Origin of the sequence: Duncaniella sp. B8 (assembly GCF_005304985.1) — a bacterium.
GTDB lineage: Bacteria > Bacteroidota > Bacteroidia > Bacteroidales > Muribaculaceae > Duncaniella > Duncaniella muris.
Genome location: NZ_CP040121.1, coordinates 704,004 through 719,777 on the forward strand (window position 1 = coordinate 704,004; position 15,774 = coordinate 719,777).

A 15,774-nucleotide genomic window follows, 5' to 3' on the forward strand; every position below is an offset into this window, starting at 1 on the left:
AATACAAAACAATGATTCGTAAATTATTTATCGCGGCTTTGGCTCTCATCCCCTCTTTTGGAGCCATTGCCCAGACTGAAATCGCCAAAGGCGATGTGAACCTGATGGTAGTGTCAGACCTCGGACGCAACGGCCACTATGACCAGAAGCCTGTTGCCGCGACAATGGGCAGAATTGCAGAACAAATAGGACCCGATGCTATTCTTGCTCTTGGCGACACACATCACTACGGCGGAGTGGAGAGTGTGACAGATCCCTTGTGGATGACCAACTATGAGCTTATCTACGACCACCCGGAGCTTATGGTGAACTGGTATCCCGTCTGCGGCAACCATGAATATCGCGGCAACACTCAGGCGGTTATCGACTATTCCGACATATCCCGCCGTTTGGAGATGCCGGCAAGATATTACACCAAGACCTTTGAAGATGAAGGGACAACTGTCAAGGTGGTATTTCTCGACACTACTCCTTTGATTGACAAATACAGGAAAAAGACCGACACATATCCCGATGCTGTGAATCAGGATACCGAAGCCCAGTTGCAATGGCTCGAAAAGACTTTGACAGAGGCGACGGAAGACTGGATCGTTGTGGTCGGTCATCATCCCATCTATGCCTATACCGACAAGTCGGAATCTGAGCGAACAGATATGCAGAAGAAAGTTGACACAATTCTGCGGATGCACAATGTGGACATGTATATCTGCGGTCATATCCACAATTACCAGCACATCCGCCGCCCGGATTCAAAAATCGACTATGTGGTCAACACATCCGGCTCCCTCACACGGACTCCGAAAGAAATCGAGGGCACCGTATTTTGCAACGATTCTCCCGGATTCTCTGTCCTGACCGCCGACAAAGAGAATCTTAAACTGAATTTGCTCGATAAAGAAGGCAAAACCATACATGTGGTAAGCCGCACCAAATAATACATGGCTTATGTGATATTCTAACAAATAACTACAAAACTCAGATACGTTTCATGCTCTTTCATGGAACGTATCTGACTGTGTATTTTAATAATCTAAATTTATCTAACAATGAACAAAATCCTCATTGTAGATGCCTCCGACTCCGACCGTCGGCTCATGGTTGGCTTGCTTACGCGAGCCGGCTACGAGCCGATAGCAGTCGAGACGATGGAGGCTGCAAAAGACGAGGTGGTGTTATCGCCTTGGCGCTCTCAGCGAAGCGTAGAGAGAAACTTCCACCGGGCGCAGTGATTAACTCGTAAACTCGTTGAGCTAAAGGTTGTCGCGGCGATTAAATTCGTCCGTGGCACAGCGCAGGAGTTAACCAACTGGCAGAAGACTGAGGGATACGGATTTACCGTAGCCGTCATAACACTCACTCAAAAAGGGATTATTTTGCAAACTCATATATAATGATTAACTTTGTGGAACAAATCGAAAATACAGCACAGTTCAACAATATGAAATGGCAGTTGTGCATATAGCTACGCTCAACGAATAGCACTCTCAACTAATGCTATTCAGCAATAGGTAGGCTTATCGAAGCCTGCCCTTTATTGCTTTGCCATATATCCCCATTTTACAATTTCATTTTACATTAGGCAGCGTTACACCGCATTATGTGGTGTGGCTTACTGTATCTTATCATATTGATTTGAACAAGTGAATTATAGCTATAAACAAATATGGCTCATCGCATATCCTGTGATGATGAGCTTTCTTATTGAACAGCTGATAAATATAACCGATGCCTTGTTCTTGGGGCATATCGGTGAAATCGAACTTGGCGCATCCGCACTTGCCGGAATATGGTTCTTGGCAATCTATATGCTTGGCTTAGGGTTCAGTGTAGGGCTGCAAGTTGTAATTGCACGGCGCAACGGAGAACAAAAATACGAAGAAACTGGAACAACGTTTTTTCAAGGACTGTGTTTCTTGCTGATACTCGCGTCATTACTTTGTCTGTTATCAAAGTTCTTTTCTCCACAACTATTAAAGTATCTGATTACCTCTCCCGAAGTCTATAATGCTGTTGTCAAGTATCTGGATTGGCGTATAATAGGATTGTTCTTCTCTTTCCCGTTTCTTGCCGTCCGCTCGTTTTTAGTCGGCATTACAGAAACAAGACCTCTTAATTTAGCCGCTTTGACTGCCGTATTGATGAACATCCCTCTCAATTGGCTTTTGATTTTCAGATATGATATGGGTATATCAGGAGCCGCTATCGGCTCTTCATTTGCAGAGTTCTGCTCATTGTTGATATTGGTAGCTTATATGTTTCTTTGCGTAAGAAAACACAAGTATGGTTTATCTTGGCGTATAAACATAAAAATACTAAAAGATGTGTTTTCTGTCTCTGTCTGGAGTATGCTCCAGTTTTTTACAAGCGTAGCCATCTGGTTCTTGTTTTTTATCGCTATTGAGAGATTGGGAGAAATCGAATTGGCGGTATCTAATATTGTAAGAAGTGTTTCCGCTTTATTCTCTGTTATAGTAACTGCGTTTGCGGCTGTCACAAGCTCTTTGGTAAGCAATTTAATTGGTGCCGGTGAGAGAAATGCTGTTTTTCCGCTTTGTCATAAGATAATCCGATTGGGGCTTTATATCGGCACCCCATTGATTATTATTGCGTTGTCACTTCATTCATTAATTATCGGAGCATATACTGAAAATCCGGTTGTTAAGCAAATCGCATGGCAACCATATGTGGTTATGCTCCTGAACTACTTCTTCGCACTGCCGGGTTATATTTATCTTAATGCGGTGACAGGTACCGGTGCAACAAAGACCGTATTCTTTTTTCAAGTAATCACTACTATCGCCTATTTATTCTGTTTATGGGGATTGAGTAATCTCAATGTCCGATTGGCAACTTATTGGAGCGTAGAATATCTATATGTGATAATGCTCGGTATTCAATCTTTTATTTATCTGAAATTATACAATTCAAAAAACAACAGGATATGATGAATAAAATATATCCCCGTAAGGGTGACACACAAACCGTTTATCTGAACGCAGTGGTTAAAGACCCGTCGATTGAGGTAGGTGATTACACGATTTACAATGATTTTATCTCAGACCCTCGTCAGTTCGAGCAGAATAATGTGCTGTATCATTACCCTATTAATCATGAGCGACTGATAATTGGCAAGTTTTGTTCCATTGCCTGTGGTGTAAAGTTTCTGTTCAACTGTGCCAACCATACTCTAAAATCTTTGTCAACCTATACCTTCCCTCTGTTTTATGAAGATTGGGAATTGGAAAAGTCAAATGTAGCCTCCGCTTGGGATAACAAAGGTGACATCGTGATAGGCAATGATGTATGGATTGGTCTTGAGGCAGTTATTCTTGCCGGTGTAAAAATCGGAGATGGTGCCATTATAGGAACAAGAGCAGTCGTAACCAAGGATGTTCCTCCTTACTCTATCGTTTGCGGCATACCGGCAAAAGTAATCCGCAAACGGTATAGCCCGGATATTATTGAGCAACTACTGTCGCTTCGGTGGTGGGATTGGACAAAGGATAGAATAAAAAGAAATCTACCATTCATTATGGCTGGGAATATTGAAAACATGACAGAATAATAAATATTACATATCTGTTTAACTTAATTATTTGTAATCCGCAAAACATAAAGTGCAAAACGGAACACGCCGCTAAAAATTAGGTCCTCTGCCAAGTTGTTGATTATAAAGTCTATACCGAGCATGCCTTTTAAAGACACTTATATGGCGTAAAATCGGCAGTTCCTATCTATCATATTTATAATCAGTGTAATAGATGATTCTGATTTTTTGACAGTTCCAAGTAGTGTGACAAAATAAAACGAAACGTGAGAAAATTGGGGTTGCGTTCCATTTGGGAACATTCGACTTTTTGACCAATTCTAAAAAGTCGGAGGAACGGTAAAATCCGCTCCTCCTTCTGCAACGAATCGGTAGTCATTAGCTACGGAATCGTTATTTTGCCACACGGCTTGAAGTTGTCGCGCCTTTTCGGTGGTCTTACTTTGCAAAGGTAATAAAACTTCCAATGCAATCAAATAGACGGCGAGAGGATTATTATAGCTCCTCACGCCGTCTATCCGCAAAATAGGTTCAAAATAGAAGCCCTCCGGGCGGCGCTTAGGTCTAAATTGCCAGCTTGCCATTCCCGGAGGGCTGTTATATCATACAAACGCGCTTCGCTTCAAATTAATTGTACAAAGTCCGTTCCACTATGCCGAAGTGGCTGAGCCTACCAATCCGTACCAGCGTGAGCCGTTAAGTTCTCGCATAGTAATCGGAGTGTGCGGAGCCACTCCACCCGGAGGCTTTCGCGCCGCAGGTCCCAAACTCTAAAAGATCAGCCGGCAGTCATAATTTATGTTATGCTGTCGGCTGTCTTTCGTTTTGAAGCAATATTTATCGATTTTTCAAACGATATTACATAGTAGACATTCCTGCGCTTCGACGAAATACCATGCATCGTGTGAAGTATCTTCTTATGCAAACGCTCAGCTATAACTATTTATTCGGGTACGTAAATGATGTCTCCGTTTTCAAGTTCGTAGGCGGTTCCGACTCTTTTTCCTTTGTTGCCAGATGAGTTTTGCTCTTCCGAAGGTGTATAACGATTTATTTTTTCGCCTTCTTTTGTAATGATTTCCATATTCTCCTTACCGGGATTTTTCACCATTGTAAAATCTTCCTGAGAAAACATTTCAGTCATATTGTAGCGACTGACAAGAGCAACCATCAGAGCTACGGCAAACACCATTGCCACATCAAAAAGATTGCTCACGACGCTCATAGGATCAGAATCCTCTCCGCGCCGGAGTATAGAACGTCTTCGTGCCATTATTTTTTCTCTTTGAGTGTTTGAACAATGAAGTCAAGAATCATGAGATTATGCAACGCCCAGCGTTCCTTAGCCTGCTGTGTTACAAATCCAATAGCACTTACCACAAGCCCAACCACAGTTGTAGCAAAAGCTACCTGCATATTGTATGCCATAGAAGCTATATCTCCTTTAGCGAGACCTACAAGTGCCGGTCCCATCGGAATCAGTGTTCCCATAAGACCAAGTATCGGGCCCATTTTAGTAAGAATCTTAGATGTCGCGATGTTTTTCTCTGCGGCAAGCTCGTATTCTGAGACAAGCATATCCAATCTCGCAGGGCTATCAGCTGATTTATAGATTTCATTCAGATAGTCGATGACCAAGATCCCTTTCCTGTCTGAAAAAGACGCAAGAAAGTCATTGATGTTTGAAGGATTGAGTTCCTTGACTTTCTCATCCAACATTGTTGCAGTTTTCTTTTCTGTCATATACTGTCCGAAGAATCCGCCAATGAGGATTATTGACCTTATAAAGAAATAGATCAGCAACACGATGACAGGTACAAGTAGTCCTGTCGAAATCCAGTAGAGGATATTTGAAATTACATTCATGATTGATTATTGTGTTTATTTTGATTTTTGCGAAAAAGAAGATACCCAAGAATACTGCCGATTACAGCGATTCCAATAATTGCCAGTAAGGAGTTAACATTGATTTCGTTGACTCCAGTTGTTGCAGTCCGACCATTTACGGTAGCTATAATTCCAAGAAGCCCAATGATACAGTTAATGTAGAAAATCAGTTCGAGCCGTTCTGACTTTTCAGGAAGTAAGTATCTTACGCCATAAGCAAGCAATGGAATCATAATCACTATTGCTATCCCCAGACAGTAGCTAAGATTGTTAAAATCCACTCCCGCATTAGTAAATATAATCTGCACAAGCAAATAAAATGAAACGGGGAATATAAGCAATCCGGGAATAAACAAAAGTAGATTCTTTACGACTCTGTCTTTGAGCTTTATTGGATTATTAATCATAAAGAGGCAAAATGCTATCTGTAATGCCACGTCCAATGTGAGGATTACCGCCAAGTCAAGCATCAGGTCAGGAGTCTGTAGCCATTCAGAAATCTGTATTTTCGACTGGCTGATTGCAATATCTGTAGTTGATATGGTAGCAAATGCCAGACTCACGGCTTCGGCTATCATTTGCCATGGGCGCATGAAGGTCAGTTTGAGCACGAAGCTCAAACCGACCATAAACATGATGAGAATAACGACAGTCTCCATTATTTATTCATTTTTCTGCGACGTCTTATAACGAGGAACACGACGAGGACGCATATCGCGACAATTCCAAGTACAAATCCGCTATTGATATGACTTGTTGTCTTTTCGAGATTGTTCAATTCTTCTTTCTTCATTACCTTGCCATCATCTACACCGAAATTCTCTGCGCGAATATTGCTTATAGAATTGTTATACGCTTTGGCGGTCGTTTTGTCGACGTTTGAAGCGATATACTCACGGAGTTTGGTGTTGTTACATACAAATCCGGAGCAAGAGGGCTGATACTCGTTTACGACTTCCGTATGAAGTTTGGCCAGCGCAGAAAGCTGTTCGTCTGTAGCAGTCCACATTCCTTTTCGCGCAGTCTCCATCATTACAGCCGTAATTTCTTCTATGGCTGCGGGATTGACAGACTTGAAATAATCTCTTGTTCCGAGATTATGCTTGTCAGCGATGTATGTGTCGTAGATGTCGTTCCATAATTCGTTGTCAATGACATCAGGTTTCATCACATTCCAGCCGTATGTGTTCCTTACGACATCAGCAATTCCTGAGGCATCCCCGGCACCGCCATTCATTTTTTCCTTGATGTATGTCGGATTGAGGATGGTTGTCCTGCTTTCTACGCCGATAGCTTCTTTTACTTCCTGCATTTTTGCATGACTGCGATTTCGGTAATCGGCAAGGTAAGCATCCGGGTCTTTACCTGTTACGTTACGTACAGCGAGATTCATACCACCCATGAACTCATACACGTGATCGAGACTTAGCGCACCCCAAGTATTACTCTGTCGAGGCTGAACTACCACATCGGTACGGGTCAAAGCTGCCTCAAATGCGAAATCACGCATTTTTTCCCAATCTTTCTCTGAGCCGTAAGAAGCTCCCATATTATGGATATAAGTCTCGGCTATCTGAGTCTCGTCATCCCATCTGTCTCCAGCCTCAACCATTTCCTGTATTCCACTTCCATAGTTCCCATCTACACCTCCAAACACTCTTGCAGTTGACATCTCACGAGCCTCTTTGGGTGATACTCCTTTATCTACAAGATGCTTTTCGGATTCAACTACACCTTCCGAAACGTAGTTGGGATATTTGTCATCCTTTGCCTGTGATGCCATTTCTACTGCTCTTGTAATCAGAAATAATCTGGAAGCTGCCAGATCCCGTAATTGTCCGGAGGTCTGGACTACAACATCAATTCGCGGACGTCCAAGTTCTTCAGACGGTATAAGTCGCAAATCTGTGACACGTCCGAAAGGATCCCTCAGCGGTTCAACACCAAGCATATATAGAATCTGGGCTATTGTAGCGCCCTCGGTTTCGATAAATTCACTGCTCCACAATGTATAACTGACCTTTCGAGGCAGTGAATCGTTGTGGGCCTCACGATACATTTTGAGAGTATTATCTGCCAGAGTTTTTCCCTTTTCCCATGCTACAGCCGAAGGCGTTTCTTCTGCATTTATAGCAAACATATTTCTTCCGGTCGGCAAAACCAATGGATTGAGAACCGGGTCGCCGCCTGATGTCGGGGCGATAAAACCGCCATTCAAAGCATTGATAACCGATGCCAATTCATATTCGGGGCTGTTGGCCAACGCTTCGGCATAAAGACTGACATTCCTGACAGCGCGTTCAATCTCCATTATTGCCGTCGCTTTTTGTATCTCCTCTTTAGTGTATTTTGGCGCTGACATTGCCTTGGCTTTCGAGGTAGCTGCACCTTTATCTTTTGACTTTGATGAATTTCGCTTCATGGCGGCGCTCATTTTTGCAATTGCAGCAGAATCCGCACCCATTTTCTTTGCCATTTCAAGTGCTTTCTCCGGTGACATACCGGTGGCATTCATCATTCTTTTCATTTTGGTAGAAGAACTTTCTTTCCTTTCGGATAATTTAGCCGTAGGAGCGGCTATTGGCATGGACGACCCCATTACCATCATCTTCGAGAATAAGTCTTTTGAACCATTAATGTCTTCGGTAACAGCTCTGGCACTCTGCAAATCATTCATAGAAATGCCGGCAATTTTACAAATCTCAGCATCTGTAGCTAAGCGGTTCTCCGCAAGAATATTTGCTACAAGTGTGCGAACTGGTGTCAAATATCGACCGGTGAATGCCAGTCCTTCAGACTTATTGCCCTTTATCTTGCCACGTTGTTTGTCAAGAGTAAGAAGGCTGTACGCTATCGGGTCAACAGTCATCGCCAATACAGTCGATTTCAGTTTATCCTTTTCGTATGGTATTCCCATAACATATAATGCGCCTGTGATTTTCTCATTGGCAAGTTCCTCTGCAAAACTCTCTATTCTGGAAATCTCACCTGCTGAGTAGGGTTTTGAAATAAGACTGTCCAATCGGAGTTCTCTATGTATTCCAAGCTCTACAACATACTTCTTCACGAGTCGTGATGCCGCATCAAGACGACTGTTGTCAGGATTATCTGATTCGGCTTCCTTATTATAGGATGCTATTGCATCAGTCAGGTTTTTGTAAATTCCACGTACATTGCTTTCCAAAAACGGAGGGGTAAGATAGTTTATTATTCCGGCATAGCTTCGGCGTTTTGCCATCATCGCTTCACCTACATTACTTGTGGAATAGATATAAAAATGAGGTATTGTGCCGACCAGTCTGTCTGACCAGTCACGACTGCTGAGTGCCACCTGCTTTCTCGGTGTAAACTCCAGTGAACCGTGTGCTCCAAAATGGATGATTGCATCGGCATTAAAGCCGTTACGTGCCCAAAGATAAGAAGCGACGTAAGCATGAGGGGGTGCCATATCCGTACCATGGACAATTTTGAAATCATCATCTCCAAGTCCGGCTGCCGTCTGAGGAATAAGGACAATATTGCCGAATTGAAGTCTGGCAAGTGCAAGATCTCCGTTGTCTGTCTTAAGACCATGACCGGGAAACTCACCATCAACAGCTGTTATCTCTTCCGACATTTCTTGACCGAGATCATTTACAGCCCATTTTTCATAATCGGAGCGGGTTATAATCTCAGGATTGGCTTTTTTGACAAAATCAGACATTGCCCCTGTCGCGTAATTTCCGAATACCCGACCACGGTCATTGATCAATTTCTCAAACACTGCGAGTGATGAAGGAAGGTTATCCACTTTATATCCTTCCTGTTTGAGCCGGTTGAGCATATTGTATAAAGAGGGTGCGACCTCCAATCCTTCGGCGACAAGAGAATTTTGTCCGGGGCCTTTGAAGTAGAAAATTACAACTTTCTTCTCTCTATTGTACTTATGCCTTAGACTCACATAATTATTGACAGTCTCAACGAATTCAGTCAGTCGTTCAGGAATAGCTTTTATCACCGGCACTCCGTCGGTACCTTCAAACTGTGCAAATAGGGCGTAAGGTCTTATAGCACCATCAATCTCGGGAGTCACGATACTCTGGGACATGAAACCGCCGTTCATACCCATCTTGTCATCCATCCATTCATTATAATCACGATTGACGTTCAATGGTGAAAACAAAGGTATATTCTTTTCTTTCAGATACTCCACGACGACATCGCCCATCCTTCCGTGAGCCATGTTTATCATTGCCGATGGGGAGATACTGTCTGTTATTCCGTTGTTGATTGCCTTCTGGATATTTGAAATGGGGTAAACGATGTTGCCTGTTGATTCCAATTCGGCTATCAATTCATCGGGGACCCCCATCTGTCCGGTCAGAATAATTTCAGGAGAGTTGGATTTAAGCAAATTGTTTTCATTTAGGAAGTTCCTATATTCAGACAATGAATCGAAATATAACATTTCATTGTCAGGATCCTTGAGGTCTTGGTGATAAAACATTCCGCTTGGTGCCTGTTTGGGGTCGCTGATTTCGCCAATAAATAGTTTTTTGCCATCTATATATTTTCTTACATAGTTGAGCATACTTCTATAATTCGTACGACCACCGCCTTGAAGATACTGTTTCAGAAATTCCGTGTCAACGGAATCGATTGATACGATATAATTGTCGGGATTTGTGGCGGCTGTCGTTATTACAGGTGTGCCGGACTCCGCTGCCTTTGACAATGACTCACGCTGCTCCTCGGTGATTCTCAATCCCATTCCATTGACAAATACCATATCGAATTTAGAGGCATTTTCTAAATCTTCGACATCAAGATTTTCTATCTTAATGAAAGAGTTATCATTGGCTTTACCGATTTCTCCGAGAGTGATTGGCTGATAGTTTACGAACGCTATTTTTGTGGATGATGCCATGCTTCTCCACGCAACAATAGCAACGGTAATTAAAATCACCACTGCTACTGATGCAAGAATTATTTTTTTTCTTGTCATTTTCATCTAAACATTGTGTCAATATCTAATGATACTCCTATCGACCAAGTCCGTCCAAGCGTAGGAAGTGAGTTCCAGTAATATACTTTAGGTCGATAGTTCAACAGATTGTCAATTATAAAATTGACATTTATCCCGCGCCAGATCTCCTGTTGGAGCGTAAATTTCCAAACAGAATAAGCATTGTCTGTGTCATACTTTGATTCCGGCTTTGCAAGATACCGTCCGGATATACCGGCATAGAATTTATATGCACTGCATAAGCGTCTTTCATAATCCAGCCTCCAAGTCATGGAGTGTGGACGAGGATTGGAAAACTGAGAGTCAACGGTTCTTCCCATTGTATGCAAGTAATTGTAATTCAACGTCATTCCCAATCCCATTTGTAGTCTGTAACGTGCTGAAATATCTATACCTGCTACTTTTACTCCATCCTCGTTACAATAGATGGCTCCCGGCTCATTGGTCGAATCCCCCGGATAGTCAGTGGTGGTGATTCGGCTGTCATACCAGTTGAAATAGCCCATTGCATTCATGCTATAGGAACCGGCAAAAATACTGTTACGGATCTGACCATTATGCTCAAGCGCAAGATTGAAGTTGTGGCTTTTCTCCGGTTTAAGGTTAGGATTGCCATAAATCATCTGTATTCCTGCCATATCGAAATTCATATACATTTCTTTGAGGGTTGGAGCTCTGAAACCTCCGGCATAGTTAGCCCTCACTGAAAAACGGTTGAATTTGAACATAGTGGCAAGTCGGGCTGTGACCGAATTGTTTTTTGATTCCGAAAAATAATCCTCACGTACACTTGCTACAATATTCAGCCAAGACAATGGGTTATAGTCAAACTGAACAAAAGCATCAACTGAAGACTGTGAATGAGTTTCTCCACTTACGAACTGATAAGTCAGAAGATAATCATTCATGTAGTCGGCTCCAGCTGTTAATGCGTTATTCCCAAAGAACTGAGTATATAAAGCGTGAGCGATATGCTGACGATTACTATAGTCATGGTCGTGGGTGCGTCGGCCGTTTACATATCGTTGCTTATCGTACTGGTCGTAGCTGTATGATAATTCAAGAGTCTTTCCGACTCCTATATTCCATGCTCCACGGAGCCCCGCAGTATAGTCAATATAGTGGTCGTCATAATTTATTCGAGTGCTCGTCCTATTGAAATATCCACCTCTTGCTGTCAGGCGTAATGCATTCGATGGCTGGAAAGACAGTCGTTCCTTGACGTTGAATGTTCGTCCACCATATAAGTTTTGCAGATTCGATTCGGTATCAAATGCATCAGTAAGCTTGACAGTTTCAGAAGTATTATACTGAAAGTTTGTGTTTGATGTCCATTTCCCGGAATAAAAGTTAAGGTCTGCGCCTGATCTCCATTCATTTCCGAGACTTTTATATCTTGAATTGAGATTGATACGCCATGGTTCTTTACTCTCACGGGTGATAAGGTTGACAACGCCACCTACGGCATTGGCACCATATAACGCAGATGAAGCACCTTTCACAACTTCAACCTGACCGACATTGTCAAGATTGAGTCGGTTGAAGTCAATGTTGTCCATTGTCTCTCCGGCAAGCCGTTCTCCGTCAACAAGGAACAGAACGGATTTTCCACCAAAGCCACTCATATTTAATGATGTCTCCTGACTCATTGCGTATGTAAATTCAAGTCCCGGAAGCTCTTCTGTCAGCAAGTCCTGTATATTTGTTGCGTCAGTCTTGCGTATATCATCCGCAGTTATTAATCGTGTGACAACAGGAACATCTTTCAGAGCCTTTGGTGTACGGGTTGCAGTGACCACTACTTCCTCTAAGGCACCTATATCCGGAGTCATCCGTAACTCATGTTTGCCGGTATTGCTTTTTAATATAAACGTCTCTGTAAGGAATCCGATATATGATATTTGAAGCTTTGCAGTGGAGCCTTCTGCACTAATACTGAAATCACCATCAGTATTAGTAGTCGTAATCCTATCATTGGATGCCTTGACCGTTGCGCCTATCAACGGACTCCCCGTTTCATCGACCACCCGGCCGTTAAAGGTATCGGCGAGTCCGATGAAAGGGAGCGTTAGTCCGTAGATGGCAAGGAAAATTTTAATTCTTTCCATTGCCGGAGTGAGTTACTGTTTCAGAGCTGTCGATGAACAAATCATGGGCATAGGCATTGCGCCATATTGAAGATTGAACTTCAGATTCAGGGTCTTGTCCTGAACTGTGCCGGAGAAAGTACACGTGTAGGATTTTCCCGCATCGGTCTGACCGGTTACTTCTGTAGTAGCCAGAGTGACCACGCCATTTGCTTCTGTTACTTTTACTCCGGTGAGAGTGATGGACGGCAATGCCATTGGTGCTTCGCCAAAAGCAGGGAGCACAACAGAGACAGTTGATTCATCCGTGGCGTTGACAGTGAACGTCTTGCCCTCGAATATCGAAGCACTGCCCATCACTGTACATTCCAGATCACCGGCGTATGTACCCTGAATTGTTTTTGCTGCGGGAACCGCAGGCTCGTCTTTTTCGTCGCTGCACGACGAGAATGTTGTCAAGAAGACAACAGCCATGATTGTGGCAAAAAGAAACTTAATTTGTTTCATGTGATAAAATAATTTATTGGTTTATGTTATGTGAATTTTTGATTTTACGACTTATGATATAGCCTGATGCCAGAACAGACAATATTATCAAGCCAGACAGAAAGACGAACAGATTTGATATCGGACCAAGGAATGATGAATAACATCTTCCGACATGAAGTTCCAAGGCAAAATTCCATAAAGACATTGGTTGGTTTCTCATGTCACTGCCCATAGGATGCAGTTCTTCAGTCCCTTTAGCATAATCAAATACGATAGGCTTATAGGTATCAGCACTGTAGCCACTAACTATGTCGTTTGCCAATCCAAATGAATTTCGTCTATTGGGGTCAACAATAGTGTTATCATGAAAAGTATAGCATTTCCCCTCATTGGGTTTCCAACGATAGATTCCGCTAAAAGACCCGACGATCCATACTCCCGGAGCTTCTCTATAAAATACGTTGACTCCCATCGGACTTACTGCCGGGCTTTTATCCGAAGGGATAATGACTGGATTTGATGAAAAATCCTTTAATTGCACGAATCCTTTTGATGTTGAAATCATCCAATTTTGATTATCTTCATCCCAGCGTATAGCACGGAGTTTATCATGCCAATAGTTATCAGTATCAAGACTCGATCCGGGAAGCGGTGATGTCTTTGTCATGACAAAAGGTATCATCAATGGTGGGCGTAAACACATTCCTGTAAACACTACAAGTATCGTAAGGACAATAGTGAAATAGCCGATTAGATTATGCCATTTGAAATTCCATTTTAGAATCTTCGCTGGAAGGATTGTTTTATGACTGTGACGAATAGAAAATGGCAAGATAAACAAGATAATACCCGTCAAAGACAGGATTATCAATACTATGGCTATAATGTCAACAACAATCCTACCTGGTAGCCCCCACAGCTCACCACTATGCAGATTCCATATTGACTTAAATAGACTTATTTTATTATCCTCATCAAATGGAGCCTGTAAAGTTAACTCCTTAATATCATCATGTGATACTCTATAGATGTTTGAACGAGTAAGGACAATTATTCCTGAGTTGTCAGGTGTAGATGAAATATCAGATATCTTTGAGTGATTTTTTGGTAAATCAACCGGCTTCCATTCATGACCTTTTAATTTATATAAATCATAAGTTGTGGCACACCATATTTGTCCACTCTGATCCTTTATGATATTTCTGACATTTCGTCGATCTATACCTGTCGGTAGTCCGGCATTAAAATCATAAGAATTGCTGAATATCGAATCCGTCAACCACACCCCACATGAGCCATAGGCAAGTATTCTATCTTTGTCAAGTGGCAATGTACCTCGGATTATCCCATAGTTATAGTTCTTTAATTTGTATGATGAAGGTAAACAGGAGCGGTCAATATTAAATTGTGAAAACGTGTCCCTGTGATTGAGGATTATCCCGGATAGACAGAACAACAACATGAAGACGGAGACCAATAGTCCCGCCCATTTGTGGAGCCATTTCCATTTTTTGTGCTTCTTTGGTTTCATGTTGATGATAAATTTTGGGCGCAAAATTACTTGTATCCGGAAACTGACACAATACTCAAAAATCGGATAAATTAGAGCAATTAAGGTAGTCATGATTTAATTCCCCAGGGAAAAACACTCATTTTTAGGTATGGTGTAGGTATTATATTCATAGTAATTTTGCATGGGGATTTACAGCCCCGTTTCAACTATCAAACTATGTCAAAGAATCAATCAATATTTCCTGGTGATCGCCTTAAAGCCATTATAGAGGATGAACCTCATATATTAGGAGTTTTAAGTCGGTTTGGACTGTCTTTCGGATTCGGCGATAAGACAGTTGGCGAAGCATGTAAGGAAGACAATGTTCATATGGAGTCATTCCTTGCAGTTTCCAATTTCCTATACGGACAAAACTATTCACAATTTGAAATATCGCTGCCTGCTTTAATGGGATATCTAAGGAAAGCCCATACACACTTCCTTGACTTTCTATTGCCTTCCATCCGTAGGAAACTCATAGAGGCTATTAATTGCTCCGATATAAATGACGTAGCGTTTCTGCTTCTGAAATTCTTTGATGATTATGTGAAGGAAGTACACAATCACATGGAACATGAAAACGATGAGGTGTTTTGCTATGTGACCGACTTATTGAACGACGTTACTAATGAGCAGTTCCGAATTACTGACTACTCCTCACATCACAGTAGTATGACAGAAAAGCTTTCTCAAATTAAAGACCTGTTTATAAGACACTATCATGTGAAGGACAATGAAATACTGACATCAGCATTATTCGACATAATTTATTGTGGCAATGAGTTAAAGAACCATTGTGAGATTGAGAATAAACTCTTTATCCCGGCAGTTGAGAAACTCGAAAAGTCATTGAAGTTGTCACGTCATGAATCAGTAAAAGACAGCAACAGCGACGATGAAAAAACAGATTTGCTGGATTCTATGACTGATCGCGAGAAGGATATAATATGCTGCGTTGCCAAAGGCTTGTCAAATAAAGAAATTGCGTCACAGTTATTAATTTCTATACATACAGTGACAACATATCGCAGAAACATCTCTGCCAAACTACAAATCCATTCATCAGTGGGACTGGCGGTTTTTGCGATACTCAATAATTTAGTTGATATAAAAGATGTAAACCCACATAGATAATTATACATTAAGATAATCTCTCAGCCCTGATTTATCCAATTTTTAAGTATTGTGGGATACTCTACTTCAATCT

Annotated in this window: 13 protein-coding genes; 5 read left to right on the forward strand and 8 right to left on the reverse strand. The window is 41.9% G+C overall.

From position 1 onward, the window contains the following. The first annotated feature begins 11 nt into the window (after positions 1–11). The 4 genes from FDZ78_RS03295 to FDZ78_RS03310 all read left to right on the forward strand — a co-directional run bounded on the left by FDZ78_RS03295 (position 12) and on the right by FDZ78_RS03310 (position 3,565). Entirely contained in the window at positions 12–935 is a 924-nt protein-coding gene (locus FDZ78_RS03295; RefSeq protein WP_136409081.1) for a metallophosphoesterase, read from the forward strand. Positions 936–1,046: 111 nt separating this feature from the next. Then, entirely contained in the window at positions 1,047–1,229 is a 183-nt protein-coding gene (locus tag FDZ78_RS03300) for a hypothetical protein (RefSeq protein ID WP_136409082.1), read from the forward strand. A 411-nt stretch (positions 1,230–1,640) separates the two neighbouring features. Beyond that, complete coding sequence (locus tag FDZ78_RS03305) at positions 1,641–2,945, forward strand: MATE family efflux transporter (RefSeq protein WP_240740330.1); 1,305 nt, start codon at positions 1,641–1,643, stop codon at positions 2,943–2,945. Next, on the forward strand, positions 2,942–3,565 hold the full coding sequence (locus FDZ78_RS03310) for a CatB-related O-acetyltransferase (protein ID WP_107032981.1): 624 nt from the start codon (positions 2,942–2,944) through the stop codon (positions 3,563–3,565). Before FDZ78_RS03305 ends, FDZ78_RS03310 begins: the two co-directional genes overlap by 4 nt. A 302-nt stretch (positions 3,566–3,867) precedes the next feature. Here FDZ78_RS03310 and FDZ78_RS03315 read toward each other — a convergent pair whose 3' ends face one another. From FDZ78_RS03315 to FDZ78_RS03350, 8 genes are all read right to left on the reverse strand, one after another. Continuing rightward, entirely contained in the window at positions 3,868–4,131 is a 264-nt protein-coding gene (locus tag FDZ78_RS03315; RefSeq protein ID WP_107032982.1) for a hypothetical protein, read from the reverse strand. A 359-nt stretch (positions 4,132–4,490) separates the two neighbouring features. Further along, positions 4,491–4,820: a DUF2149 domain-containing protein gene (locus FDZ78_RS03320; RefSeq protein ID WP_107032983.1), complete on the reverse strand. Its 330-nt coding sequence runs from the start codon at positions 4,818–4,820 to the stop codon at positions 4,491–4,493. Next, on the reverse strand, positions 4,820–5,413 hold the full coding sequence (locus FDZ78_RS03325) for a MotA/TolQ/ExbB proton channel family protein (protein WP_136409083.1): 594 nt from the start codon (positions 5,411–5,413) through the stop codon (positions 4,820–4,822). The genes FDZ78_RS03320 and FDZ78_RS03325 overlap by 1 nt, the downstream gene beginning before the upstream one ends. Beyond that, a complete protein-coding gene (locus FDZ78_RS03330) occupies positions 5,410–6,093 on the reverse strand; it encodes a hypothetical protein (protein ID WP_136409084.1) in 684 nt (227 codons plus the stop codon). The genes FDZ78_RS03325 and FDZ78_RS03330 overlap by 4 nt, the downstream gene beginning before the upstream one ends. Continuing rightward, positions 6,093–10,418 carry a cobaltochelatase subunit CobN gene (locus FDZ78_RS03335; RefSeq protein ID WP_136409209.1) on the reverse strand — a complete coding sequence of 1,442 codons (4,326 nt, stop codon included), beginning with the start codon at positions 10,416–10,418 and terminating at the stop codon, positions 6,093–6,095. Before FDZ78_RS03335 ends, FDZ78_RS03330 begins: the two co-directional genes overlap by 1 nt. Before the next feature lie 2 nt (positions 10,419–10,420). After that, positions 10,421–12,547 carry a TonB-dependent receptor gene (locus tag FDZ78_RS03340; RefSeq protein ID WP_136409085.1) on the reverse strand — a complete coding sequence of 709 codons (2,127 nt, stop codon included), beginning with the start codon at positions 12,545–12,547 and terminating at the stop codon, positions 10,421–10,423. Positions 12,548–12,559: 12 nt separating this feature from the next. Next, complete coding sequence (locus FDZ78_RS03345) at positions 12,560–13,033, reverse strand: calycin-like domain-containing protein (protein WP_136409086.1); 474 nt, start codon at positions 13,031–13,033, stop codon at positions 12,560–12,562. Between the two features lie 13 nt (positions 13,034–13,046). Beyond that, complete coding sequence (locus FDZ78_RS03350) at positions 13,047–14,546, reverse strand: PepSY-associated TM helix domain-containing protein (protein ID WP_168182155.1); 1,500 nt, start codon at positions 14,544–14,546, stop codon at positions 13,047–13,049. A 198-nt stretch (positions 14,547–14,744) separates the two neighbouring features. Between FDZ78_RS03350 and FDZ78_RS03355 the strand changes: the two genes are divergently transcribed. Further along, a complete protein-coding gene (locus tag FDZ78_RS03355; RefSeq protein WP_136409088.1) occupies positions 14,745–15,701 on the forward strand; it encodes a helix-turn-helix transcriptional regulator in 957 nt (318 codons plus the stop codon). Positions 15,702–15,774: the final 73 nt, after the last annotated feature.